Here is a 23183-nt window from a genome sequence, read left to right as displayed (position 1 = left end):
TGTTATTTCTGCACACAACGGAAATAATACCGTTTTGTCTTTTATAATAACGATAATTCAAGTATCGGCAGTAAATTTAAAACAAAGTGTGTGCAGCCAAGATACTGCCAATATTGACCGCAGCACAATACAAAAAATAAAAAACACAAACCAACCATGAAACCGTATTTCTTCCCTGAACCGCCGGCAAACACGCCGAAAATCGGTGTACTGCTGTTGAATTTAGGCACACCGAAAACACCCGAAACCAAAGCGGTTCGCCCGTATCTGCGTGAATTTCTATCAGATCGCCGCGTGGTGGAATTACCGCGTTTTATGTGGCAAACCTTGCTCAACGGCATCATTTTGCCTTTACGCAGCCCCAAAAGCGCACACGGCTACCAAAAAATTTGGCTGCCTGAAGGTGCGCCCTTATTGCGGCATACCCAAAACTTGTGTATTAAATTACATCGCCAATTAGCCGATTTTGATGCCCAAATCATCACCGATTACGCCATGACTTACGGTGAACCGTCTGTTGAATGCGTAATTGCCAATTTAAAGCAGCAAGGCGTTGATCGTTTATTGGTGCTGCCGCTTTATCCGCAATACGCCGCATCTTCTTCCGCCGCTGCATTGGATAAAGTATGGCATGTATTGCTGCGCCAGCGCAGGCAAATGGCTGTGCGCTCTATTACCGGCTATGCCGATAATGCAAACTATATCGCTGCGCTTGCCGCGCAAATTGAACATCATTGGCAGCAGCATGGGCGCGGTGATAAATTATTGTTCAGTTTTCACGGCATACCGCAGGCACAAAACGACAACGGCGACCCCTACGCCCAAGAATGCCAAACCACGGTGCGTCTGCTGGCGGAAAAACTCAGGCTGCCTGAAAATAAATACCTGCTTGCCTATCAAAGCCGCTTTGGCAAGGCAAAATGGCTAACACCGTCCACCCAAGATTTACTGCAATCGCTGCCTCAATCAGGCGTTCGCAAGCTGGATATTATTTGCCCTGGCTTTGCCGCCGACTGTTTGGAAACTTTGGAGGAAATCGCCGTACAAGGACGCAATGATTTTCTCGCCGCAGGCGGTGTGCAATTTCATTACATTCCGTGTCTGAATGATGACAACAATGGCGTCAATGCGCTTGCCTCGCTGATAAAACAACATTTGGCAGGTTGGCTGGCTTGAATTCAGCGCATTCACACCGAATTTCAGCCTGGGTTTAAATCAGCAGTCAAGGCGTGTATCATCAGCAAAAATACCAAGCAAATCCAAAGTTAAACAATGATTTGTGCATCATTAAAATTAAATGAAAATACAAAGGTTGCATCATGACAAAGCAACAAACCAAAACCGCTTATTTACAATGGGCGAAAGCCGTTTTTGAAACCGAAGAAGCCGCTGTGCGCGAAGTGTGTGCCTCGCTGGATGAAAATTTCGCCCATGCCGTGGATACCATTTTGGCATGTCATGGGCGGGTGGTGGTAACAGGCATGGGCAAAAGCGGACACATTGCCCGCAAAATTGCCGCATCTTTGGCTTCTACCGGCACCCCTGCTTTTTTTATTCACCCCGCCGAAGCCGGACACGGTGATTTGGGCATGATTGTGGACGGTGATGTGATGCTTGCCATTTCCAATTCGGGTGAAAACGATGAAATCATCACCATGATTTCTGCCATTAAACGCAAAAACGTGGATTTAATCTGCATTACCGGCAAACCGCAATCACGCATGGCACAATATGCCGATGTTCATTTGCTTGCCGCCGTTTCTCAAGAAGCCTGCCCATTCGGTTTGGCACCCACTTCCAGCACCACAGCCGTTTTGGTTTTGGGCGATGCGCTTACGGTTGCCTTACTGCGCGCACGTCATTTCACTTCCGATGACTTTGCCTTGAGCCACCCCGCAGGCAGTTTGGGTAAACGCTTATTAACCACGGTATCTGACATTATGCACGGCGGCGATCGCTTGCCGTTGGTGAGTGAAGATACGCCCTTAAAACAAGCCATTGTTACCATGAGCGAAAAAGGCTTGGGTATGTTGGTGATAACCAACCCTGACGGTAAATTATCAGGCGTATTCACCGACGGCGATTTGCGCCGCTTGTTTCAAAGAGAAGACCACCTCATCGGCATGAACATGGCAAACATCATGGGCGGCAATCCCATTACCGTAACCACCAATCAGCTGGCGGTGGAAGCACTGAAAACCATGCAAAATAACAAAGTAAACGGCTTGGTGGTGGTGGACAGCAGCAATCGCCCCGTTGGTGCATTAAATATGCAAGATTTATTGCAAGCGCGCATTGCTTAAATTATGCCGTTTCAAAGTCGCCGTGGGCTGACGCAATTTCTGCAATTTGCTTGCGATAACAGCCATCTGCTGCCTGATGAACGCACACAATTGGTTAAACAGCTGCCCTTGCGTTTTCAGGCAACCGCTGTATTGTTGCCGTTTGATTGGCAAGACAACGGCAATGCTTGTGTGTGGCTGACCCAACGCAGCAATCACTTGCCCCACCACGCAGGACAAATTGCCTTTCCGGGCGGCAAAGTGGTGGCTGAAGACAGCAGCCATTTAGCCGCAGCCTTGCGTGAAACCCAAGAAGAATTGGGCGTATCGCCGGAAAACTGGCAAATAATAGGGCAACTGCCTGTGTGTTATTTGCCCAGCGGTTTTGCTGTTACGCCGTTTGTTGCTTTATACCAATCAAAATCCGCCGATTCACCTGTTTGGCAGCCCAATCCGGCAGAAGTTACCGCCGTTTTCTCCCTGCCCTTGCACATTGCCTTGGATACCCAACACTACCGAACAGAAATGGTTGTTCATCAGCAATACCGCTTACCGGTTTATCATCTGCATTTTGAACAATACGATATTTGGGGTGCCACTGCCGCCATGCTGTATCAATTGGCGCAAAATAATGCACATCGGCTGCCTGAACCTGAAACCAAAACGTACCGCTAATGGAATGTCATGAACTTTTACAGTCATTGGTTTAATCCGCCTGTTTTGTGGGCGGCAAACGGTGTTTGTCTGATACTGATGTTCATCACCTTCCCCGCCGCCTGCCGCATTATCCGCACCCACCATGCCGCGGTTGTATCGGCAACTTTAATGCTGGCTCTGTTTTGGGGATTACGCGCAAACATCACCGATGGTCATCTCGCAGGCATGAGCTATCACTTAATGGGCGTGGCTTTGGCTGCCTTAATGCTGGGTGCGGCGGGTGCATTGTGGTTGTGCGGTATGCTGATGTTGGCAGCTTGTGTGATTTTCGGCGGTATTGATAATTTAACAGCATGGGGAATCAACCTCATCTGCTGCATTATTCCCCCTGTGTTTATCAGCACCTTATTGCTGCGTTTCGCCCAAAAAAGGCTGCCTGAAAATGTGTTTGTGTATATTTTTGTCAATGGCTTTTTAGCGGCAATCATCGGCATGGCATTCATTGCCTTGTGCGTCGGCATCAGCCTTTATTCGGCGCAGGTATTCAATACCGAAACTTTATTGCAGCAAGTCTTGCCCTTGTTTATTCTTATTGCGTGGGGAGATGCTTTTTTAACCGGTTTGTTCAGTGCAGTTTTTATTGCATTTGCACCTCAATTTTTAAGTACCTTTAACGACGAACACTACCTGAAAAGACAAACAGACTGGTGAATCATTATTATTTATTCCGTTGCAGCCAATTTACCCATAATCAAACATTAATTCACTGTGCCGTTTTTGCACATTGATCAAAATTCAATCCGCCAATGTATTTTCCTAATATAACATTTATAACTACTGACTAATGTTTCAGAATGACGGATAATTTTAAACAAGCAATATCGTTTACAAAAATCGGCAGTTACCGACATCAATTGACTGAATAAATTGAGCCGCCAATCATTAAATTACCCGTTACCCCGCTTGTCGGTTTTATTTTAATATTTAAATAATCAAGGTGTTACGTTATGATTCAAAAACAACAAGATCTTTCTTATTTATATGGTGCCAATGCATCTTATATTGAAGAGTTATATGAAAGTTACCTGAAAGACCCTGATTCTGTCGGAGCTTATTGGAAAGAATATTTTGATGCCGTCAGCGCATTGCCCGGATCCACCGCCAAAGACATTGCTCACCGTCCAATTCAGGAATCTTTTGCCAATTTAACCAAACACAAAAATCAAGCAGGTGCGGCTCATGGTGATGTTGATTTCAACATGATGCAAAAACAAGTGTCGGTTTTAAACTTAATGACTGCTTACCGCCGTTTGGGTTCATACACCGCCAACTTAGACCCCTTGCAACGCCGTCCTAAAGAATATCTTTCCGAGCTTGACCCCGCACACTACGGATTAACCGATGCGGACATGGCTGTTCAGTTCCACTCGGGTACCAATTTATCCACCAGCATGAAGCTGCCGCTGTCTGAAATCATCAATAAATTACAACAAACCTATTGCCGCACCATTGGTGTTGAGTACATGCACATCAACCACCCTGAAGAAAAAAACTGGGTACAAAGCCGCGTAGAACACGATTTAAGCACACCGCACTACAATATCGACACCAAACGCCGCATTCTGAAACAACTCACTGCCGCCGAAACACTGGAACGGTATCTGCACACCAAATACGTCGGTCAAAAACGTTTCTCTTTAGAAGGCGGTGAAAGTGCGATTGTGGCGTTGGATTATTTAATTCAACACTGCGGCACGCAAGGCGTAGAAGAAATGAGCATCGGCATGGCGCATCGTGGCCGCCTGAATGTGCTGGTGAATATTTTAGGAAAATCCCCCGCGCTGCTGTTCAGTGAATTTGAAGGCAAATACACCATTAAGCTCCCCAGCGGCGATGTAAAATACCACATGGGTTTCAGCTCCGATTTAAACACGCAAAACGGCCCGATACACGTATCTTTGGCATTCAACCCCTCTCACTTAGAAATTGTAAACCCCGTGTTGGAAGGTTCTGTCCGCGCTCGTCAAGACCGCCGCGGTAAAACCGGACGTTCTGCCGTATTGCCTGTACTGATTCATGGCGATTCAGCATTTATCGGCTTGGGTGTTAATCAGTCCAACTTCAACTTATCACTGACTCGCGGCTACGGCACCGGCGGCAGTATTCATTTGGTCATCAATAACCAAATCGGTTTCACAACTTCTGATTTACGCGATGTCCGTTCTTCTGTTTATTGCACCGACATTGCCAAAATGGTAGATGCACCCATTTTTCACGTGAACGGAGACGATCCTGAAGCCGTGTGCTACGTGATGAGCCTGGCCATGGACTACCGCAAAGAATTCGGCAAAGACGTCGTGATTGATTTGGTGTGTTTCCGCAAATTGGGACACAACGAAGCAGATGACCCCACATTAACTCAACCCATGATGTACAAAAAAGTGGCAAAACACCCGGGCACCCGCGCTGTTTATGCCGACCGTTTAATCCAGTCCGGAGAAATCACCGCTGCCGAAGCAGACGGCTATATCCAAGAATACCGCGCCGCCTTAGACCGCGGAGAACACGTAGAACAAACCACAATTACCGATTACCGCCGCAAGTATTCAGTTGACTGGACGCCTTATCAAAACGGTGATCTCAATCAAGCAGTTGATACCGCCTTACCCGCTGCTGATATTAAACGTTTGGCAGACAAATTTACCACAGCACCTGAAGATTTCGCCCTGCACAACACCGCAAAAAAAACCTTGGAAGCGCGTGCGTCTATGGCTGTCGGTGAACAAAACATGGACTGGGGCATGGCAGAAACCTTGGCTTATGCCAGTTTGGTAACCAACGGCTGCGGTGTACGCATTTCCGGTGAAGATTCAGGACGCGGTACATTCTCACACCGCCATGCGGTATTGCACGACCAAAACCGCGAAAAATCCGATGCAGGCATATATATTCCTCTGCGCCACATGTCGCCCAACCAAGCACCGTTTTTGGTGATTGATTCCATTTTGAACGAAGAAGCTGTATTGGCATACGAATACGGCTATGCCTGCTCCGCACCCGACCAGCTGGTGATTTGGGAAGCACAATTTGGTGATTTCGCCAACGGTGCGCAAGTTGCCATTGACCAATTCATCACCTCCGGTGAAACCAAGTGGGGGCGTTTATGCGGCTTAACCGTCATTCTGCCGCACGGCTATGACGGACAAGGACCTGAACATTCATCAGGCCGTGTGGAACGCTGGCTGCAATTATCATCAGAACACAATATTCAAGTGATCATGCCGTCTGAAGCATCACAAATGTTCCACATGCTGCGCCGTCAAGTTTTGCGCAATGCACGAAAACCATTAATTATTTTCATGTCAAAACGCTTGCTGCGCCTGAAAAACTCCATGAGCCCCTTGGAAAACTTCACTGAAGGCAGCCGCTTCCGCAACGTCATTGGTGATGTCATTGAAGGCAATGAACAAAGCGTAAAACGCGTGGTTTTGTGTGCAGGTCAAGTGTATTACGATATTCACAACGCCCGTGTTGAGCGCGGCTTGGAAAAAGACATTGCCATTGTGCGCATAGAACAACTCTACCCCTTCCCTTATGACGAGGTGGAAGCCGAATTGGCACGCTATCCGAATGCCGCTGAAGTGGTGTGGGCGCAGGAAGAACCGAAAAACCAAGGTGCTTGGTATCAAATCCGCCATCGCATTGAACGCGTGATTGCCAACAAACAAAAACTCTCATTTGCCGGCCGCCCTACCAGTGCCTCGCCTGCTGTTGGTTATATGAGTAAACACACCGCCCAGCTGAACCAATTGATTGATGACGCCTTGGCATTAAAATAACCCGTTTTAAAATCAAAAATCTTTATTTTTAGGAGCACTCACATGATTATTGAAGTTACCGTTCCCACGCTGCCCGAAAGCGTTTCCGAAGCCACCTTGATGACTTGGCACAAAAAAGTCGGCGAAGCCGTTGCCCGTGATGAAAACCTGATTGATTTGGAAACCGACAAAGTGGTGTTGGAATTACCTGCCCAACAAGCCGGCGTATTGGTGGAAATCATTGAACAAGACGGTGCAACCGTTACTTCAGGTCAATTGCTGGCAAAAATTGATACCGCCGCCACTGCCGCTGCGCCGTCTCCCGCAGCAGCACCGGTTGCCGCGCCGACACCTGCACCCGCCGTTGCATCAACATCTGCTGCCGGCATTGCCCTGCCCGCTGCCGCCAAATTGGCTGCAGAACAAGGCGTGAATGTGGGCGCGGTTGCCGGTTCAGGCCGCGATGGACGCGTTTTGAAAGAAGACGTGAAAAGTGCCGCTGCTGCTTTAGCCGCTGCACCTGCGTTAAAATCCGCCGCACAAACGACCGCACCACAAATCATTGCCGGCGGCAACCGCACCGAGCAGCGCGTGCCGATGTCGCGCCTGCGTGCCCGTATTGCCGAGCGTTTATTGCAATCACAAGCCGAAAACGCCATTCTCACCACGTTCAACGAAGTCAACATGAAACCGGTGATGGATTTACGCAATAAATACAAAGAAAAATTTGAAAAAGAGTTTGGCGTTAAACTCGGCTTCATGTCTTTCTTTGTGAAAGCCGCCGTTGCCGCACTGAAAAAATACCCGATTGTCAATGCTTCTGTGGACGGCACAGACATTGTTTACCACGGCTATTTCGACATCGGCATCGCCATCGGCAGCCCGCGCGGCTTGGTTGTACCGATTTTGCGCAACACTGAAGACATGAGTATTGCCGAAATTGAACAAGCCATTGCCGATTACGCCGTTAAAGCCAAAGACGGCAAATTGGCTCTGGAAGATTTAACCGGCGGTACTTTCAGCATCACCAACGGCGGCACTTTCGGTTCTATGATGTCCACCCCGATTATCAACCCGCCGCAATCCGCCATTCTGGGTATGCACGCGACCAAAGAACGCGCTGTGGTTGAAAATGGTCAAGTGGTGGTGCGCCCGATGATGTATTTGGCTTTGTCTTACGACCACCGCATTATTGACGGCCGTGAAGCGGTGCTGACCTTGGTTGCCATTAAAGATGCACTGGAAGATCCTGCCCGTTTATTATTGGATTTGTAACCCACAAACAGGCTGCCTGAAAATGTTTCAGACAGCCTGTGCTTTTGTTGTTGTATTCACTAAAGGAATTAACAATGAAATGGCGTTTATTGGTTGGCTTGGCAATAACCATGTGCTCTTTGGCGGCTTGCCAAACCACACAATTATCTGCCGGTGCAATACCTCAGCCGCAATCAATCACTTCATTGGTTGCGGAAAAAATCAATCAACCGGATTTGTATTTTGATAAAACCGGTCAATACAGCAGCACACCGGTTAAATGCGGGTTTTACCGCAAAGTGTTGGGTAAAACCAAAGACGGCGGCTGGGTGGTTCAAGACTTTTATCAAGACAGCCAAACCAAACAAACCGATCCCATCGTGGTGTTCCACGCTGAAGGCTTGCGTGATTTTTCAAATGATGTCATTGACGGTTTGGTTATTTGGTATCGTCCCGACGGTAGCCGTGAATCCAGTGCCTACTTCATGCGCGGCAAACCAAAAAGTCGTTGGTTTGTGGTGGCTGTTGAGAATGTGCCTACTTCATGTGCGGCAAACCAACGGGCAGTGCCATGACGTATGACGAGCAAGGGCGTGTGCGCATTGTTGATGACCTAAATGCCGACGGCGAAACCCAGTCACTTCGTTTTTATACCGAAACCGGCAAACTCATCAAACAAGTGGCAGGAGTTGATGATGAAAAAGAAATCCGTTATTGGTACAGCAACGGCAAACCGGCAGCAATTTACAAAAACGACAATACTGAGGCTTGGGACACAGACGGAACTGCATTGCCCTTCGGACAGCCCATTTATTTAGCTTTGTATCTGGACAGTTTACTGTATGAAGAAAAAGATGGCGCATTTGGCAACATCCACACAGAGTGAAAAGGAATTAACAATGAAATGGCGTTTACTGATTGGCTCGATAATAACCGCGTATTCTTTGACAGCGTGTCAAACCACACAATTATCTGCCGGTGCAATACCTCAGCCGCAATCAATCACTTCATTGGTTGCGGAAAAAATCAATCAACCGGATTTGTATTTTGATAAAACCGGTCAATACAGCAGTACACCGGTTAAATGCGGGTTTTACCGCAAAGTGTTGGGTAAAATCAAAGACGGCGGCTGGGTGGTTCAAGACTTTTATCAAGACAGCCAAACCAAACAAACCGATCCCATCGTGGTGTTCCACGCTGAAGGCTTGCGTGATTTTTCAAATGATGTCATTGACGGTTTGGTTATTTGGTATCGTCCCGACGGCAGCCGTGAATCCAGTACCTACTTCATGCGCGGCAAACCAACGGACAATGCCATGACGTATGATAAGCAAGGGCGTGTGCGCATTGTTGATGACCTGAATACCGACGGCAAAACTCAGTCACTTCGCTTTTACACCGAAGCCGGCAAACTCATCAAACAAATGGCAGAAGTTGATGGTGCACAAGAAATCCGTTATTGGTACAGCAACGGCAAACCGGCAGTGGTTTACAAAAACGACAATACTGAGGCTTGGGATACAGACGGAACTGCATTGCCCTACGGACAGTCCATTTATTTAGCTTTGTATCTGGACAGTTTGCTGTATGAAGAAAAGGATGGTTCATTTGGCAACATCCCCTCAGAGTACAAGTGTGAGCAACCCTTAAGTGAATAAAGGAATTAACAATGAAATGGCGTTTATTGATTGGCTTGATAATAGCCGCGTGTTCTTTGACAGCGTGTCAAACCACACAATTATCTGCCGGTGCAATACCTCAGCCGCAATCAATCGCTTCATTGATTGCGGAAAAAGTCAATCAACCGGATTTGTATTTTGATAAAACCGGTCAATACCGCAGCACACCGGTTAAAGACGGGTTCTACCGCAAAGTGCTGGGCAAAACCAAAGACGGAGGCTGGGTGATTCAAAACTTTTATCAAGACAGCCAAACCAAACAAACCGATCCCATTGTGGTGTTCCACGCTGAAGGTTTGCGTGATTTCTCAAATGATGTCATTGACGGTTTGGTTATTTGGTATCGTCCTGACGGCAGCCGTAATTCCAGTGCCTATTTCATGCGCGGCAAACCAACGGGCAGTGCCATGACGTATGACGAGCAAGGGCGTGTGCGCATTGTTGATGACTTGAATGCCGACGGCGAAACCCAGATACTCCGTCATTACAATGAAGCCGATAAACTCATCAAACAAGTGGCAGAAGTTAATGGTGCAAAAGAAGCCCGTTATTGGTACAGCAACGGTAAACCGGCAGCCGTTTACACAAGCGACAAACTTGAGGCTTGGGACACAGACGGAACGGTATTGTCCGACATTCAATCCGGATATTTAATTTTTTATCTGGACAGTTCGCTGTATGAAGAAAAAGGTGGTTCATTTGGCAATCTCCCCACAGAGTGTGAATAAAGGAATTAACAATGAAATGGCGTTTATTGATTGGCTTGATAATAGCCGCGTGTTCTTTGACAGCGTGTCAAACCACGCAATTATCTGCCGGTGCAATACCTCAGCCGCAATCAATCACTTCATTGGTTGCGGAAAAAGTCAATCAACCGGATTTGTATTTTGATAAAACCGGTCAATACAGCAGTACATCGGTTAAAGACGGGTTCTACCGCAAAGTGCTGGGCAAAACCAAAGACGGCGGCTGGGTGGTTCAAGACTTTTATCAAGACAGCCAAACCAAGCAAGTCGATCCTATCGTGGTGTTCCACCCTGAAGGCTTGCGTGATTTCTCAAATAATGTCGTTGACGGTTTAGTCATTTGGTATCGTCCCGACGGCAGCCGTGAATCCAGTACCTACTTCATGCGCGGCAAACCGGACAATACCATGATATATGACAAGCAAGGACATATGCGCACTGCTTTTTTTGACCCGAATGCCGACGGAGAATACCAATCAATCCGTTATTACAATAAAACCGGCAAACTCATCGAACAAGTGGCAGAAGTTAATGGTGCACAAGAAATCCGTTATTGGTACAGCAACGGCAAACCGGCAGCGATTTACAAAAACGGCAATGCTGAGGAGGCTTGGGATACTGACGGAACAGTATTGTCCGGCATTCAATCCGAATATTTAATTTTTTATCTGGACAGCTTGCTGTATGAAGAAAAAGATGATGCATTCGGCAACACCCCCGCAGAAGCAGAATAAATACAGCAAATTAATTTCGAAAACACAATGATTTGCAACAACATGATTACACGCCTGCCAATAGTTTCAGGCAGCCTGAAATTATATGCAATCTCATTTATAACCAACTTGCTGATAATGGTTTATTAAAAGCAGCACATAACGAAAAGGAAAAAATATGTCTCAATTTGATGTCGTGGTCATTGGTGCCGGACCCGGCGGCTATGTTGCCGCCATTCGTGCCGCACAATTGGGTTTTAAAACCGCTTGTATTGATGCCGGTGTGAACAAAGCGGGCGATGCCCCCGCTTTGGGCGGTACATGCTTAAACGTGGGCTGTATTCCCTCCAAAGCCCTGCTGCAATCCAGTGAAAACTATCACGCCGCCCAGCATGACTTTGCCGAGCACGGCATTGATGTGAGCGTAAACGCGTTTGATGCAAAAAAAATGATTGCACGCAAAGACGGCATTGTTACCAAACTCACCAGCGGCATTGGCTTCTTGTTTAAAAAGAACAAAGTAGAAAGCCTGTTTGGCAAAGGTTCTTTTGTCGGTAAAAACGGCGATTTATGGCAAATCGAAGTGGACAACAATGGCACAAAACAAGTGATTGAAGCCAAACACGTGATTGTGGCAACCGGCTCTGTGCCGCGGCCTTTGCCGATTGCACCCGTGGACAACATCAACATTTTGGATAACGAAGGTGCGTTAAACCTGAATGCCGTTCCCGCCCGCTTGGGTGTGATTGGTTCAGGCGTTATCGGCTTGGAAATGGGTTCGGTGTGGAAACGTTTGGGTTCGGAAGTAACCATTTTGGAAGCCGCTCCCGCCTTTATGGCTGCTGCCGACCAGCAAGTTGCCAAAGAAGCCTTCAAAATCTTCACCAAAGAACAAGGTTTAAAAATCGAATTGGGCGTGGCGATTGAAAGCGTGAACAATGGCAAGGGCGGTGTAACCGTCAAATACGCGGTAAACGGCGAACAGCGCAGTGAAGCCTTTGATAAATTGATTGTTGCCATTGGCCGTGTCCCCAACACTGCCGGTCTGAATGCCGAAGCAGTTGGTTTGGAAAAAGACGAACGCGGTTTTATCAAAGTGGACGACGATTGCCGCACCAATTTGCCCAATGTCTGGGCAATCGGCGATGTGGTGCGCGGTCCGATGCTGGCACACAAAGCCAGTGAAGAAGGTGTTATTGTTGCCGAACGCATTGACGGACAGCTGCCGCATTTCGATTTCAACACCGTGCCTTGGGTGATTTACACCCACCCTGAAATCGCTTGGGTAGGCAAAACCGAAGAGCAGCTCAAAGCCGAAGGTGTGGCATACAAAAAAGGACAATCAGGCTTCGCCGCCAATGGCCGCGCTCTGGGCTTGGGTGCGGCACAAGGCTTCGTGAAAATATTGAGTGCCGCCGACAGCGACCGTATTTTGGGTGTTCACATTATTGGTCCGATGGCATCGGAATTGATTGCAGAAGCCGTGGTGAGTATGGAATTTTCTGCTTCTGCCGAAGACATCGGCCGCATTATCCACGCCCACCCCACTTTATCTGAAGTATTACACGAAGCGGCTTTGGCAGCGGATAAACGCGCTTTACACGGTTAATATTCTTGTGAATTAGCTTTGTGCTGTTGCCTTCAGCCATGAGTCATTATGATCAGCCCTTAAATCTTGGTATTTAAGGGCTGATTTTTTGCTGTTTTTATATCGGAATAAAGTGTCGTATTCGGCGTTGGCAAACAGAGCCAAGAGATTTCATGTGCGTCGGTGCGTTCGCAGCGAAAAAGCAATACACAACCAAATGACTTTCTTTTTTTATGACACCGTAATCCGAAACAACTCTATCCGTGCAATAGAAATCGGAATCATATTCTGTTAGAAAATTGCCTGAAAAAAGGCTGCCTGAAAACATTTTCAGGCAGCCTTTTCATTCAATATAAAATTATTTTATTTCGGGCGGCGGAAAGTATCATGGCAAGATTTGCAAGTTGCACCGGTATTGCCGTAAGCCACTTTAATTTCTTCCAAATTACCTGCTTGTGCTTTTTCATTCAAAACCACCACCGCATCGGCAAATTTGGTTTCTTCTGCTTTAAATTTTTCTGCGTCAGTCCAAATGTTCGGCAGTGAATCGCCGTCTTTGCCTTCACCGTCAGAAGTGAAGTGTTTAAATGGCTCTTGGCTCAATTGAGCAAAAGAAGCAGCGGCGGCTTTGAATTTTTCCGCATCATAGGCTTCTTCGCCTTTCACCATTTTGCCCATGCTTGAAAAATCAGGCATCATTTTTTTAAATGCAGCTGTACGCGCTTCGGCGTTGGGGCCTTTTGCCACTTCAGCAGGTGCGCCGCTACAGGCTGCCAAGCCAATTGATGTTGCCAAAGTCAGCAGTAAAGCAATTTTTTTCATAGTGCGTGTCCTTATGGTATGGTGTTTATTATTTAGCAAACATATTTCGGTATCGTACCGAATAGGCGATATTGTATCTATTTTTCGTATCAGCTATATTCCATTTGCACTTACTAACATTACTAAACAGTTTACGCACCAATCCGCATTCCGTTCATGACAAACCGTGCGGCATCACCTAAAATCCTGTTAAACCAGCACAATAAAAGAGATCTGAATATGATTATCGTAATGCAGCACCACGCCGATGATGATGCCATTGATGATGTTGTGTGTTTTATCCGTGAGCGCGGTTTGCAAGAACATATTTCGCGCGGCACTGAACGCACCATTATCGGTGCAGTGGGTGATGAACGCGTGTTTGAACCGCGTGAAATTGAGGTTTTGCGCGGTGTGGAAAAAGCCGTAAAAGTATTGCATGACTGGCGCATCATCAGCCGCCAAACCCAAGAAACCGACAGCGTCATTACCGTGCGCGGTGTCTCTTTCGGCGGCGTGCATTTTCATCGCATCGCCCCTGTTATCAAAGACAAACTGCCCGATACCGCCGCCATATTTTTCGACCCTTTTTTCCGGCCGAACACCCCTTATGCCCATGACAATGGACTGCCTGAAAATGAGCGGCTGGCTTATTTAAACCGCATTATCGCTGCCGCGCATCAAGCCGAAAAACCCGTGTTGGTACGTGTGCGCGATATTCGCCAGCTGAGTGCTGTTTTAAAAGCCGAGGCAGATTTTATTTATTTGGGCGGCGAACTCATGGCAGGGCGTGATTTACAAGAAGAAATCGGACGGCTGAATGTTCCCGTGGTGTTGTGCAAAGACAAACACCACCAAACAGATGACTGGCTGATTGCCGCAGAACACATCGCCCTCAAAGGCAATCACCACATTATTTTGGGTGAAGCAGGCACATTATGCCTTGATCGCGCCGCGCCCTACCGCTTGGATATTGAAGCCATGGTGAAAGCAAGACAAATCAGCCATTTGCCGATTATTGCCAACATTTTGCATCTGCCTCACGCCTATATGCGTGCCGACACTCTACTCGCCTTGAGTTTGGCTGCCGGTGCACATGGCGTAATTACTGCTGCTTAACCTTTCAGGCAGCCTGTTTCATACTTACCCCACAGACAATCCTTTCATATGACCCAAACTTTACACCACAACCTCACTGACATTGACAACACCATTTTACAGCGTTTGTGCGGCGCATTAGACGAACACATCACAGCCCTTGCCAAAGCATTGGATTTAGACATCAGCCGCCGCTTTCATCAATTTATTATCAGCGGCGGCAACCCGAAAATCGGCATTACGGCTTTAAACATATTGGCAAAAACCGCCGCAGAACGCGATTTGGACAACCACGACATTCAACTGGCGGCAGTAGAAGCCAAAACCCATACACAACAACACGAAAATCAAGGCGGCAATTGGCATTTCCGCACCCGCCGCGGCAACCTCAGCGGCAGAACCCCGCGCCAAAGCGGCTATATCCGCGCCTTACTCACTCACGACGTGGTGTTCGGATTGGGACCTGCCGGCACAGGCAAGACCTATTTGGCAGTGGCAGCAGCGGTTGATGCCATCGAAAAACACCAAGTGGAACGCATCGTATTGGTGCGCCCTGCTGTGGAAGCAGGTGAAAAACTGGGGTTTTTACCCGGTAATTTGGCGCAAAAAGTAGATCCCTATCTGCGCCCGCTCTACGATGCTTTATACGACTTAATGGGCTTTGACCGCGTAACCAAACTTTTGGAAAAAGGCTTAATTGAAATCGCACCTTTGGCGTATATGCGCGGACGCACCCTCAATGGCGCGTATGTGATTTTGGACGAAGCGCAAAACACCACGCCGGAGCAAATGAAAATGTTTCTCACCCGCATCGGCTTTGGCGCAAAAGCCGTGATTACCGGCGACATCAGCCAAATTGATTTACCCAAACACATTAAAAGCGGCTTAAAAGATGCCCGCGAAAAATTGCAAAATATCGACGGCATTTACTTTCACGTATTCACCAGTGAAGACATTGTGCGCCACCCGCTGGTACAAAAAATTGTTGATGCTTATGACAACGCAAATGAAGAGTAAAAAAATCGGCGAGCCAACCTCAATCGGCTTATGACAAGCAATAGCAAAAGTGCGGCAAGTCTACCTTTGCGGCTTGGTCAATCAACCGAAGCAATTTTCCCGTAAACCACCACTTGTCAAGAAAAACAAGGGATTTTTTACACAGCGTTTTATTGATGTCATGTTTTCAGCGCATTGACAATAAATGGTGATTTCAAAACAACATGATTATTTTAACATATTGATTATAAATAAATTATTTAAGCTGATTATTTTTTAATCAATTGGGCTTGAACCGTTTATTTTGGGCACTTTAACGCACCGACCAACAACTTATCAACAGACTTATCCACAGATTCTGTGGATTACTTTCTAAGCTGTTTAGAACAAAGATTTTTTGTTTATTCAGCCGATATTGCGCGGCGTTTCCCGCCAAGGTGCTGCCCAATGCAGCAGCAACATACCCGGTATTGCCAAAGCAAAACACAGCCAGAAAAACGACACATAGCCCAGCCACTCAATTAAATAGCCTGTGCCGGAATTGAAAAAAGTGCGCGGCACTGCGGCAAGGCTGGTAAATAAAGCCAGCTGAGTGGCCGTGAATGCGGGATTGGTTTCACGCGCCATATACGCCACAAATGCCGCCGTACCCAAACCAACACCCACCGCTTCGGCAGCAATCACCGCCGCCAGCATCCACTGCTCTGTTGCAGTAATGGTATCGAAATGCCCAAAACCCGCCAGCCAAACAAAGCCCAAAATGGTAACGACTTGCACCACACCAAACAGCCACAAGGCTTTATTAATGCCGATTTTCAGCATCCAAATACCGCCGACAATACCGGAAATCACCGCCGGCCACAGCCCCGCATTTTTGGCAATTAAGCCCACATCGGTTTTGGAATAGCCCATATCCAAATAAAACGGCGTTGCCAGCGCGGTTGCCATGCTGTCGCCCAATTTGTATAAAAAGATAAACAGCAACACCAGCAAGGCTGATTTGATGCCCTTTCTGCCAAAAAATTCAATAAACGACTCAACACTGGTTTGGTGCAAGGTTTTTGGGGCAATACTCGGCAATGTGGGTTCTTTTGCCAAAAACAGTGTCATCAGCAAACCCGGCAGCATAAACAGTGCAGTTATCATAAACACCGTCTGCCACGGATAAATATCCGCCAGCACCAAAGACAAAGAACCCGGAATTAAAGCAGCAATGCGATACGCATTAACATGAATGGCATTACCCAAACCCAATTCGCTGTCAGGCAGTATTTCGCGCCGAAACGCGTCCAACGCAATGTCTTGGCTGGCTGAAAAAAATGCTACTGCCAATGCCAAACCCATAATCCACCACAACATGCCGCTTTGCTTGGGGTCGAGCAGCGCAAATAAAGCCATCAATACCAGCAACATGATTTGCGTTACCGCCATCCAGCCGCGCCGCCTGCCCAAAAATGGCAAACGCACCGCGTCCATTAACGGCGACCACATAAATTTCCATGTAAACGGCAGCCCAATCAGCGAAAATAAACCAATACTTTTCAAATCCACACCTTCAGTGCGCAGCCATGCAGGTAATAAATTAATCAAAAAATACAGCGGCAAGCCTGAAGTAAAGCCCGTAAAAACACAAAGCAACATACGGCGGCTGAAAATTTGCTGCCGCAGGCGCGATTGGGTTTGAGAAGCGTGATTGGAATGGGGTATATTCATACGAATGGACAAAGGAAAAAATCGGGGAATCGGAAACAGCCGTCAGCAACAGCCGAATTTTGAAGACAGCGGCGCATTCTTCAGAACAGCACCGCCGTGATTTTAAAAGAAAATCATTGTTTTGACACAATCAGTGCCAATCGTAACACAAAGCCAGCAGCCACAAGATTGCCAACAAGATTAACACAATCATTTGCGCCGCCGAAGCCACGTCCTTGGCGCGTTTTGCCAAGGGGTGGTATTCGGTTGAGGTGTAGTCAACAGCGGCTTCCAGCGCAGTGTTAAACAATTCCACAATTAAGCTGAGCGCAGACGCCATAACCAGCATCATTCGCGAAGATACGCCCAGATCCAAAACCAAAACCAGAATCAGCAGCACACCATTGAGCCACAACAGCTGCCTGAATGCCGCTTCACTGCATGCGGCACGAAAACCTGCCAGCGAATAGCCGCAGGCATTGATGATGCGGCGAATACCTGTTTTGCCTTTAATCTGCTGTGCGTAATCGTTTACGGGCGATTGGGTCATGGTTTGCCATTTCCTGAAAAATTGAGAGAGGGGCTGCTCTGTTTTCAGGCAGCCGCAACCTGTGCCAGCGCATCGGTAAACACAGCGGCAACATTGCAATCGGTTTGCTGCATGATTTCCTGAAAACCGGTGGGGCTGGTTACATTGATTTCGGTTAAATAATCACCGATGATGTCTAATCCCGCCAATAAAATCCCGCGCTCGCGCAGCATGGGTGCTAAATTTTCAGCGATTTCACGATCACGTGCACTCAATGGTTGTGCCACGCCTTTGCCGCCCGCCGCCAAGTTGCCGCGCGTTTCGCCGCCTTGCGGAATCCGTGCCAGCGCATAGGGAATCACTTCGCCGTTAATCACCAGCACACGTTTATCGCCGGCGCGGATTTCAGGAATATAACGCTGCGCCATAATGGTGCGCGTATCCAAACGCATCAGTGTTTCCAAAATACTGCCGATATTCGGATCGTGTTCGGTGAGCCGAAAAATGCCCATACCGCCCATGCCGTCTAAAGGCTTCACAATAATATCGCCGTGCTCTGCCAGAAATTCACGCATGTCTGCGGCACGTGTGGACACCAGCGTTGGCACAATGAATGATTTAAACGGCAAAATCGCCAGTTTTTCATTGAAATCACGCATGGCTTGCCCGCTGTTGAACACTTTTGCACCTTGCTGTGCTGCTAAAGTTAATAATTGTGTGGCGTATAAATATTGCAAATCAAACGGCGGATCGGTGCGCATAATCACGGCATCAAATTCGTTTAAAGCCCGTTTTTCAGCCTGCTGATAACGAAACCACGCGTGGTCATGTTCGTTTTTTGCACCCAAAAAATCAAACACGCGTGTTTGTGCCGATACTTGGCTGCCTGAAACACTTAATTGTTCAGATAAAGTGTGCGACAACACCCAGCCGCGCGATGCCATTTCGCGCATCATGGCATAAGTGGTGTCTTTATAGGTTTTGAAGGCAGGTAAAGGGTCGGCAATAAATAAAATATTCATGAGCGGCATTTCAGGATAAGCAAATATTGAAACACATTATCGGGCAATACCTTCGGTTTTGAAAGATGTGTTCGTTTGAAGATTCAGGCTGCTTGTGATTTTTTCAGGCAGCCTGAATGTTTATTTGTACGCTGTCGCTATATTTAAAAACAAAAAGCAATGCAATCGCCCCGCTGTCATCTGTTTTCCGTGCGGGCAATGGTGTTTTTCATTGTGTTGCCGCAGCCTTAAACATAGCGCGCCGGTGATAAATCGCCATATACCACCTCCGGCTGAATACCGCTGATTAAATCCGCCAAAATTTTGCCCGCGCCCAAGCCCATAGTCCAACCCAAAGTACCGTGTCCGCTGTTAAGCGATAAGTTGGCAAAACGAGTCGCACCAATCAGCGGCGCGCTGTCAGGAGTCATTGGGCGCAAACCGCTCCAAAATTCAGCAGATTCCGTTTGCCCGCTGTTTGGAAACAATTCGTTTACCACCAAATCCAAAGTTTCTTTGCGTTTTGGGTGATGCTGTAAACGGTAACCCGATAACTCTGCCATGCCGCCAACACGAATGCGCCGATCAAAACGGGTAATCGCCACTTTATAGGTTTCGTCAAGCACGGTTGATACCGGCGCGGCGGCTTCGTTGTGTATCGGAATGGTGAGTGAATAGCCTTTAACCGGATAAATCGGCACGTTCATGCCCACGGTTTTCAACATCGGGCGGCTGAAACTGCCCAAAGCGCACACATAATGGTCTGCCTCAAAACGCTGTCCGTTTGCCAACACACTGCGTACGCGGCAGCCATTGGTTTCAATGGCATTGATGGTGTGCTGAAATAAAAACCGCACACCCAAACCCACACATTTTTCAGCCAGCCGCTCAGTAAACAAACGGCAATCACCCGTGCCGTCATTGGACAGATACAGCGCACCTGCCAAACGCGGCGCAATGTGTGCCAACGCAGGCTCGTATTCGGTGCATTGTGCGGGGTTGTCAATCACCGTAAGCGGCACGCCATACTCTTGCAGTACACCAATGTCTTTTTTTGAGGCGGCAACTTCTTTGTCGGTACGGAAAATTTGCAAAGTACCGCGTTGGCGGCCTTCAAAATCAATGTGTTCTTCTGCTTGCAATCGGCTCAGCATTTCGCGGCTGTATTCAGACACCCGCACCATGCGCTCTTTATTGGTGGTATAGGCATGTGCATTACAGTTGCGCCACATTTGCCACAGCCACAGCCATTGATACACACTGCCGTCCGGGCGAATAATCAGCGGCGAATGTTCTTTAAACAACCACTTCATCGCTTTTTTCGGCATTCCGGGTGCTGCCCAAGGCGTGGTATAACCATATGACAACTGCCCTGCATTGGCGAAACTGGTTTCCGCCGCGGCACTTGCCGCACGGTCTATTACTGTAACCTCATGCCCGTTTTTTGCCAAATACCAAGCCGTGCTGACACCAATCACGCCCGCGCCGAGAACCAATACTTTCATTGACATTGCCTTTTCACTGCCAATCAAAAAATGCGCATTATACGCCGTGAATACGATTGATTTGTTACTCTGCCGTTTTCAGGCAACCTGCTGCCTATTCCCGCAGCCCCACGCCCGAATCATAAACAATCCGCCCCCAGTGAAACATTTGCCGCGGCAAAATCACGGGCGGCAAGGGATTGACCGTTTCCGCTCGTTTACCCGCCGTATAAGCGTCCACCACCAATTGAGTACAGTAATAGGTGTCTGGCGTATTGATACCGATTAAGCCGCTCAGATTATAACGTTTGCCGATGTGAGAGCGAGCGCGTTTAACAGCCTGGACGGCGTTTTCAGGCGTATGCCACTGTGAACGAATAATCATTACCCGCTGCGATTTGGCAATAAAATCAGCCAATGGCGTGCTGTGTACACCAATGCCTTCCGCTTCAATCACTTCCTGATTCTCGGCATCATAAACGGCGGCATGGGATAAAGGCGCATTGGTTACGGCAGACACAAAATCATCGGTGGCATGAACACCGCGCACCACCAGCCAATCGCCGTGCTGCAATATGGGCTTTATTTCATCAATAACATCGGCTTGCTGTTCGGTGTTGGGTGAAGCGGTGTGAATACTCACGGCACACGCCGTTAAACCAAGCGCACAAACCATGATCAACACCAGCCGCTTCAGGCAGCCTGAACAGATTGAATACATCGTATCGAAACGCATCGCATTGCCCTCCCTGAATAAACAGGCTGCCTGAAAAAAAATCAATCGCCTTTAGATGCCAAAGCCGCCTGAATATATGCTGTAAACAAAGGGTGTCCGTTGCGCGGCGTGGAAGTGAATTCGGGGTGAAATTGGCTGGCAAAAAACCACGGGTGATGCGGCAATTCAATGGTTTCCACCAAATGTTCATGCCCTGCCGACACGCCGCCGATAACCAAGCCCGCCGCTTCCAATTGCGGCACATAATAATTATTGACTTCATAGCGATGGCGATGGCGTTCGCGAATGTGTTCATCGTGGTAGATGTGTTCCGCCAAGCTGCCGGGCTTTAACACCACTTCCTGCGCACCCAGCCGCATCGTACCGCCCAAATTGACATTGGCATCGCGTTTTTCGATTTGTCCGTCTCGGTCTTGCCATTCATCAATCAGAGCCACCACCGGATGCGGGGTTTTTAAATCAAACTCGGTGGAATTCGCACCGTTCAAACCCGCCGCATGGCGTGCATATTCAATCAAGGCGATTTGCATACCAAGGCAAATACCCAAATACGGCACTTTATTTTCCCGCGCAAACTGCACCGCACGGATTTTGCCTTCCACGCCGCGGCTGCCGAAGCCGCCAGGAACAAGTATCGCGTCCATGCCTTCGAGAACATCAACACCATTATTTTCAATGGATTCGCTGTCCACATAGACAATATCCACAGCGGTTTCGGTTTTAATGCCTGCGTGTTTCAATGCTTCAGACAATGATTTATACGACTCGGTTAAATCCACATATTTGCCGACCATGGCAACTTTGACTTTGTGCTTGGGATGCTCAATCGCATACACAATTTTCTTCCATTCAGTCAAATCCGCTTGCTGCACATTCAATTGTAGCTGCTCACAAATAATCGCGTCTATGCCCTGCTCATGCAGCATTTCCGGCACTTTATAAATGCTGTCAGAATCATAGCAGCCGATAACCGCCCGCTCTTCCACATTACAAAACAACGCAATTTTGCGTTTTTCATCTTCGGGCAATACCCTGTCCATGCGGCACACCAACACATCGGGCTGAATACCGATTTCGCGCAATTCTTTTACCGAATGCTGAGTTGGTTTGGTTTTGATTTCACCGGCAGCAGCAATATACGGCACATACGATAAATGCACATATAAAGTATTGTTCCGCCCCAGCTGACTGCGCATTTGGCGAATCGCTTCCAAAAACGGCAGCGATTCAATATCGCCCACCGTACCGCCGATTTCAACAATGGCAACATCATTGCCTGCCGCGCCCTCATGAATTTTTCGTTTGATTTCATCGGTAATGTGCGGGATAACCTGTACTGTACCGCCCAAATAATCACCGCGCCGCTCTTTGGCAATCACGCTTTCATAGACTTGACCTGAAGTAAAATTGTTGCGCTTAAACATCGTTGCATTGATAAACCGCTCGTAATGCCCCAAATCCAAGTCGGTTTCCGCGCCGTCGTCGGTAACAAACACTTCGCCGTGCTGAAACGGACTCATGGTACCGGGGTCAACGTTGATATAGGGGTCTAGTTTGAGCATGGTAACTTTCAAACCACGCGATTCGAGAATAGCCGCAACAGAAGCGGCGGCGATGCCTTTACCCAAAGAGGAAACAACGCCGCCGGTAACAAAGATAAATTTAGTCATGACAATTTTACCGTATTGGAATGGACTATTTTAACACAAATGCCCCCACAGCAGCAGAACCGCATGGGCATCGCTTTGATACAAGCCTTTAAAATAAAGGCTTCTTTTCAATCAAGAACGCGGTAATCAGATTAGTAAAAAACGACTACCATATTTTGTCAAAAAAATACAGCAGCATCACATACTTATTTGATACTAGTCAAACTTCATGAAAATTTTATATCTGATATATTTTTACAATCATTTGCTCAAAAAATACAATCACCTTATTTTAGTAACTTATGTAATAATCTAATTAAGAAATTAAACAAAGTAGATCTCAACATCTTCACATCTGTCTATAATGATGTCTGATGTCTGATGTCTGATGTCTGATGTCTGATGTCTGATGTCTGATGTCTGATGTCTGATGTCTGATGTCTGATGTCTGATGTCTGAT

21 protein-coding genes are annotated in these 23183 nt (G+C 47.6%); 14 read left to right on the top strand and 7 right to left on the bottom strand.

Annotated elements, in window-relative coordinates:
- Positions 1–156 precede the first annotated feature (156 nt).
- From hemH to lpdA, 12 genes are all read left to right on the top strand, one after another.
- Positions 157–1176, top strand: coding sequence for a ferrochelatase (hemH, locus tag Q384_RS01600; protein ID WP_037585544.1), 1020 nt, complete (start codon positions 157–159; stop codon positions 1174–1176).
- 143 nt (positions 1177–1319) lie between these two features.
- The gene (locus Q384_RS01595; RefSeq protein WP_037585542.1) at positions 1320–2303 is read left to right on the top strand and encodes a KpsF/GutQ family sugar-phosphate isomerase; all 984 of its coding nucleotides are present in this window, start codon (positions 1320–1322) and stop codon (positions 2301–2303) included.
- Positions 2304–2306: 3 nt separating this feature from the next.
- Positions 2307–2957, top strand: coding sequence for a CoA pyrophosphatase (locus Q384_RS01590; RefSeq protein ID WP_051940273.1), 651 nt, complete (start codon positions 2307–2309; stop codon positions 2955–2957).
- Between the two features lie 9 nt (positions 2958–2966).
- Positions 2967–3650 carry an energy-coupling factor ABC transporter permease gene (locus Q384_RS01585; RefSeq protein WP_037585541.1) on the top strand — a complete coding sequence of 228 codons (684 nt, stop codon included), beginning with the start codon at positions 2967–2969 and terminating at the stop codon, positions 3648–3650.
- A 296-nt stretch (positions 3651–3946) separates the two neighbouring features.
- On the top strand, positions 3947–6778 hold the full coding sequence (locus Q384_RS01580; protein ID WP_037585540.1) for a 2-oxoglutarate dehydrogenase E1 component: 2832 nt from the start codon (positions 3947–3949) through the stop codon (positions 6776–6778).
- Positions 6779–6820: 42 nt separating this feature from the next.
- Positions 6821–8032: a 2-oxoglutarate dehydrogenase complex dihydrolipoyllysine-residue succinyltransferase gene (gene odhB, locus Q384_RS01575; protein WP_037585538.1), complete on the top strand. Its 1212-nt coding sequence runs from the start codon at positions 6821–6823 to the stop codon at positions 8030–8032.
- A 74-nt stretch (positions 8033–8106) separates the two neighbouring features.
- On the top strand, positions 8107–8586 hold the full coding sequence (locus Q384_RS12505) for a hypothetical protein (RefSeq protein WP_051940270.1): 480 nt from the start codon (positions 8107–8109) through the stop codon (positions 8584–8586).
- On the top strand, positions 8556–8897 hold the full coding sequence (locus Q384_RS01565) for a toxin-antitoxin system YwqK family antitoxin (RefSeq protein WP_156956390.1): 342 nt from the start codon (positions 8556–8558) through the stop codon (positions 8895–8897). The genes Q384_RS12505 and Q384_RS01565 overlap by 31 nt, the downstream gene beginning before the upstream one ends.
- Positions 8898–8910: 13 nt before the next feature.
- Positions 8911–9669, top strand: coding sequence for a hypothetical protein (locus Q384_RS12500; protein ID WP_051940269.1), 759 nt, complete (start codon positions 8911–8913; stop codon positions 9667–9669).
- An 11-nt stretch (positions 9670–9680) separates the two neighbouring features.
- Positions 9681–10418: a toxin-antitoxin system YwqK family antitoxin gene (locus Q384_RS12495; protein WP_051940267.1), complete on the top strand. Its 738-nt coding sequence runs from the start codon at positions 9681–9683 to the stop codon at positions 10416–10418.
- 11 nt (positions 10419–10429) lie between these two features.
- Positions 10430–11170: a toxin-antitoxin system YwqK family antitoxin gene (locus Q384_RS12490; RefSeq protein ID WP_051940265.1), complete on the top strand. Its 741-nt coding sequence runs from the start codon at positions 10430–10432 to the stop codon at positions 11168–11170.
- A 157-nt stretch (positions 11171–11327) separates the two neighbouring features.
- Complete coding sequence (lpdA, locus tag Q384_RS01545) at positions 11328–12758, top strand: dihydrolipoyl dehydrogenase (RefSeq protein WP_037585536.1); 1431 nt, start codon at positions 11328–11330, stop codon at positions 12756–12758.
- Positions 12759–13100: 342 nt separating this feature from the next.
- Here lpdA and Q384_RS01540 read toward each other — a convergent pair whose 3' ends face one another.
- On the bottom strand, positions 13101–13559 hold the full coding sequence (locus Q384_RS01540) for a c-type cytochrome (protein WP_037585535.1): 459 nt from the start codon (positions 13557–13559) through the stop codon (positions 13101–13103).
- Between the two features lie 219 nt (positions 13560–13778).
- Between Q384_RS01540 and Q384_RS01535 the strand changes: the two genes are divergently transcribed.
- Together Q384_RS01535 and Q384_RS01530 are read left to right on the top strand one after the other, a co-directional pair.
- Entirely contained in the window at positions 13779–14657 is an 879-nt protein-coding gene (locus Q384_RS01535; RefSeq protein ID WP_037585534.1) for a chorismate mutase, read from the top strand.
- A 48-nt stretch (positions 14658–14705) separates the two neighbouring features.
- Positions 14706–15653 carry a PhoH family protein gene (locus tag Q384_RS01530; RefSeq protein WP_037585533.1) on the top strand — a complete coding sequence of 316 codons (948 nt, stop codon included), beginning with the start codon at positions 14706–14708 and terminating at the stop codon, positions 15651–15653.
- A gap of 384 nt (positions 15654–16037) precedes the next feature.
- Here the strand turns inward: Q384_RS01530 and Q384_RS01525 are convergent, their stop codons facing one another.
- The 6 genes from Q384_RS01525 to Q384_RS01500 all read right to left on the bottom strand — a co-directional run bounded on the left by Q384_RS01525 (position 16038) and on the right by Q384_RS01500 (position 22744).
- A complete protein-coding gene (locus Q384_RS01525) occupies positions 16038–17345 on the bottom strand; it encodes an AmpG family muropeptide MFS transporter (RefSeq protein ID WP_051940263.1) in 1308 nt (435 codons plus the stop codon).
- Between the two features lie 130 nt (positions 17346–17475).
- Positions 17476–17874: a diacylglycerol kinase gene (locus tag Q384_RS01520; protein ID WP_037585532.1), complete on the bottom strand. Its 399-nt coding sequence runs from the start codon at positions 17872–17874 to the stop codon at positions 17476–17478.
- Between the two features lie 44 nt (positions 17875–17918).
- Entirely contained in the window at positions 17919–18875 is a 957-nt protein-coding gene (gshB, locus tag Q384_RS01515) for a glutathione synthase (protein ID WP_037585531.1), read from the bottom strand.
- Between the two features lie 227 nt (positions 18876–19102).
- Entirely contained in the window at positions 19103–20365 is a 1263-nt protein-coding gene (locus tag Q384_RS01510; RefSeq protein WP_342665966.1) for a D-amino acid dehydrogenase, read from the bottom strand.
- Between the two features lie 88 nt (positions 20366–20453).
- On the bottom strand, positions 20454–21074 hold the full coding sequence (locus Q384_RS01505; protein ID WP_037585528.1) for a YiiX/YebB-like N1pC/P60 family cysteine hydrolase: 621 nt from the start codon (positions 21072–21074) through the stop codon (positions 20454–20456).
- Between the two features lie 41 nt (positions 21075–21115).
- On the bottom strand, positions 21116–22744 hold the full coding sequence (locus tag Q384_RS01500; protein ID WP_037585527.1) for a CTP synthase: 1629 nt from the start codon (positions 22742–22744) through the stop codon (positions 21116–21118).
- Positions 22745–23183: the final 439 nt, after the last annotated feature.

Origin of the sequence: Stenoxybacter acetivorans DSM 19021, from assembly GCF_000745895.1 — a bacterium.
In the GTDB taxonomy this organism is placed as follows: domain Bacteria; phylum Pseudomonadota; class Gammaproteobacteria; order Burkholderiales; family Neisseriaceae; genus Stenoxybacter; species Stenoxybacter acetivorans.
Note: the sequence above shows the minus strand (reverse complement) of the source record. Positions and strands in the feature narration are given on the sequence as shown.

Bases quoted from the DNA above. Each gene is read 5' to 3' on its own strand.
- Q384_RS01585 (WP_037585541.1), top strand. From the start codon at position 2,967: ATGAACTTTTACAGTCATTGGTTTAATCCGCCTGTTTTGTGGGCGGCA.
- Q384_RS12495 (WP_051940267.1), top strand. From the start codon at position 9,681: ATGAAATGGCGTTTATTGATTGGCTTGATAATAGCCGCGTGTTCTTTG.
- Q384_RS01505 (WP_037585528.1), bottom strand. From the start codon at position 21,074: ATGCGTTTCGATACGATGTATTCAATCTGTTCAGGCTGCCTGAAGCGG.
- Q384_RS12500 (WP_051940269.1), top strand. From the start codon at position 8,911: ATGAAATGGCGTTTACTGATTGGCTCGATAATAACCGCGTATTCTTTG.
- gshB (WP_037585531.1), bottom strand. From the start codon at position 18,875: ATGAATATTTTATTTATTGCCGACCCTTTACCTGCCTTCAAAACCTAT.
- Q384_RS01525 (WP_051940263.1), bottom strand. From the start codon at position 17,345: ATGAATATACCCCATTCCAATCACGCTTCTCAAACCCAATCGCGCCTG.
- lpdA (WP_037585536.1), top strand. From the start codon at position 11,328: ATGTCTCAATTTGATGTCGTGGTCATTGGTGCCGGACCCGGCGGCTAT.
- Q384_RS01580 (WP_037585540.1), top strand. From the start codon at position 3,947: ATGATTCAAAAACAACAAGATCTTTCTTATTTATATGGTGCCAATGCA.
- Q384_RS12490 (WP_051940265.1), top strand. From the start codon at position 10,430: ATGAAATGGCGTTTATTGATTGGCTTGATAATAGCCGCGTGTTCTTTG.
- hemH (WP_037585544.1), top strand. From the start codon at position 157: ATGAAACCGTATTTCTTCCCTGAACCGCCGGCAAACACGCCGAAAATC.
- Q384_RS01510 (WP_342665966.1), bottom strand. From the start codon at position 20,365: ATGTCAATGAAAGTATTGGTTCTCGGCGCGGGCGTGATTGGTGTCAGC.
- Q384_RS01520 (WP_037585532.1), bottom strand. From the start codon at position 17,874: ATGACCCAATCGCCCGTAAACGATTACGCACAGCAGATTAAAGGCAAA.
- odhB (WP_037585538.1), top strand. From the start codon at position 6,821: ATGATTATTGAAGTTACCGTTCCCACGCTGCCCGAAAGCGTTTCCGAA.
- Q384_RS01535 (WP_037585534.1), top strand. From the start codon at position 13,779: ATGATTATCGTAATGCAGCACCACGCCGATGATGATGCCATTGATGAT.
- Q384_RS01590 (WP_051940273.1), top strand. From the start codon at position 2,307: ATGCCGTTTCAAAGTCGCCGTGGGCTGACGCAATTTCTGCAATTTGCT.
- Q384_RS01540 (WP_037585535.1), bottom strand. From the start codon at position 13,559: ATGAAAAAAATTGCTTTACTGCTGACTTTGGCAACATCAATTGGCTTG.
- Q384_RS12505 (WP_051940270.1), top strand. From the start codon at position 8,107: ATGAAATGGCGTTTATTGGTTGGCTTGGCAATAACCATGTGCTCTTTG.
- Q384_RS01565 (WP_156956390.1), top strand. From the start codon at position 8,556: ATGTGCGGCAAACCAACGGGCAGTGCCATGACGTATGACGAGCAAGGG.
- Q384_RS01500 (WP_037585527.1), bottom strand. From the start codon at position 22,744: ATGACTAAATTTATCTTTGTTACCGGCGGCGTTGTTTCCTCTTTGGGT.
- Q384_RS01595 (WP_037585542.1), top strand. From the start codon at position 1,320: ATGACAAAGCAACAAACCAAAACCGCTTATTTACAATGGGCGAAAGCC.
- Q384_RS01530 (WP_037585533.1), top strand. From the start codon at position 14,706: ATGACCCAAACTTTACACCACAACCTCACTGACATTGACAACACCATT.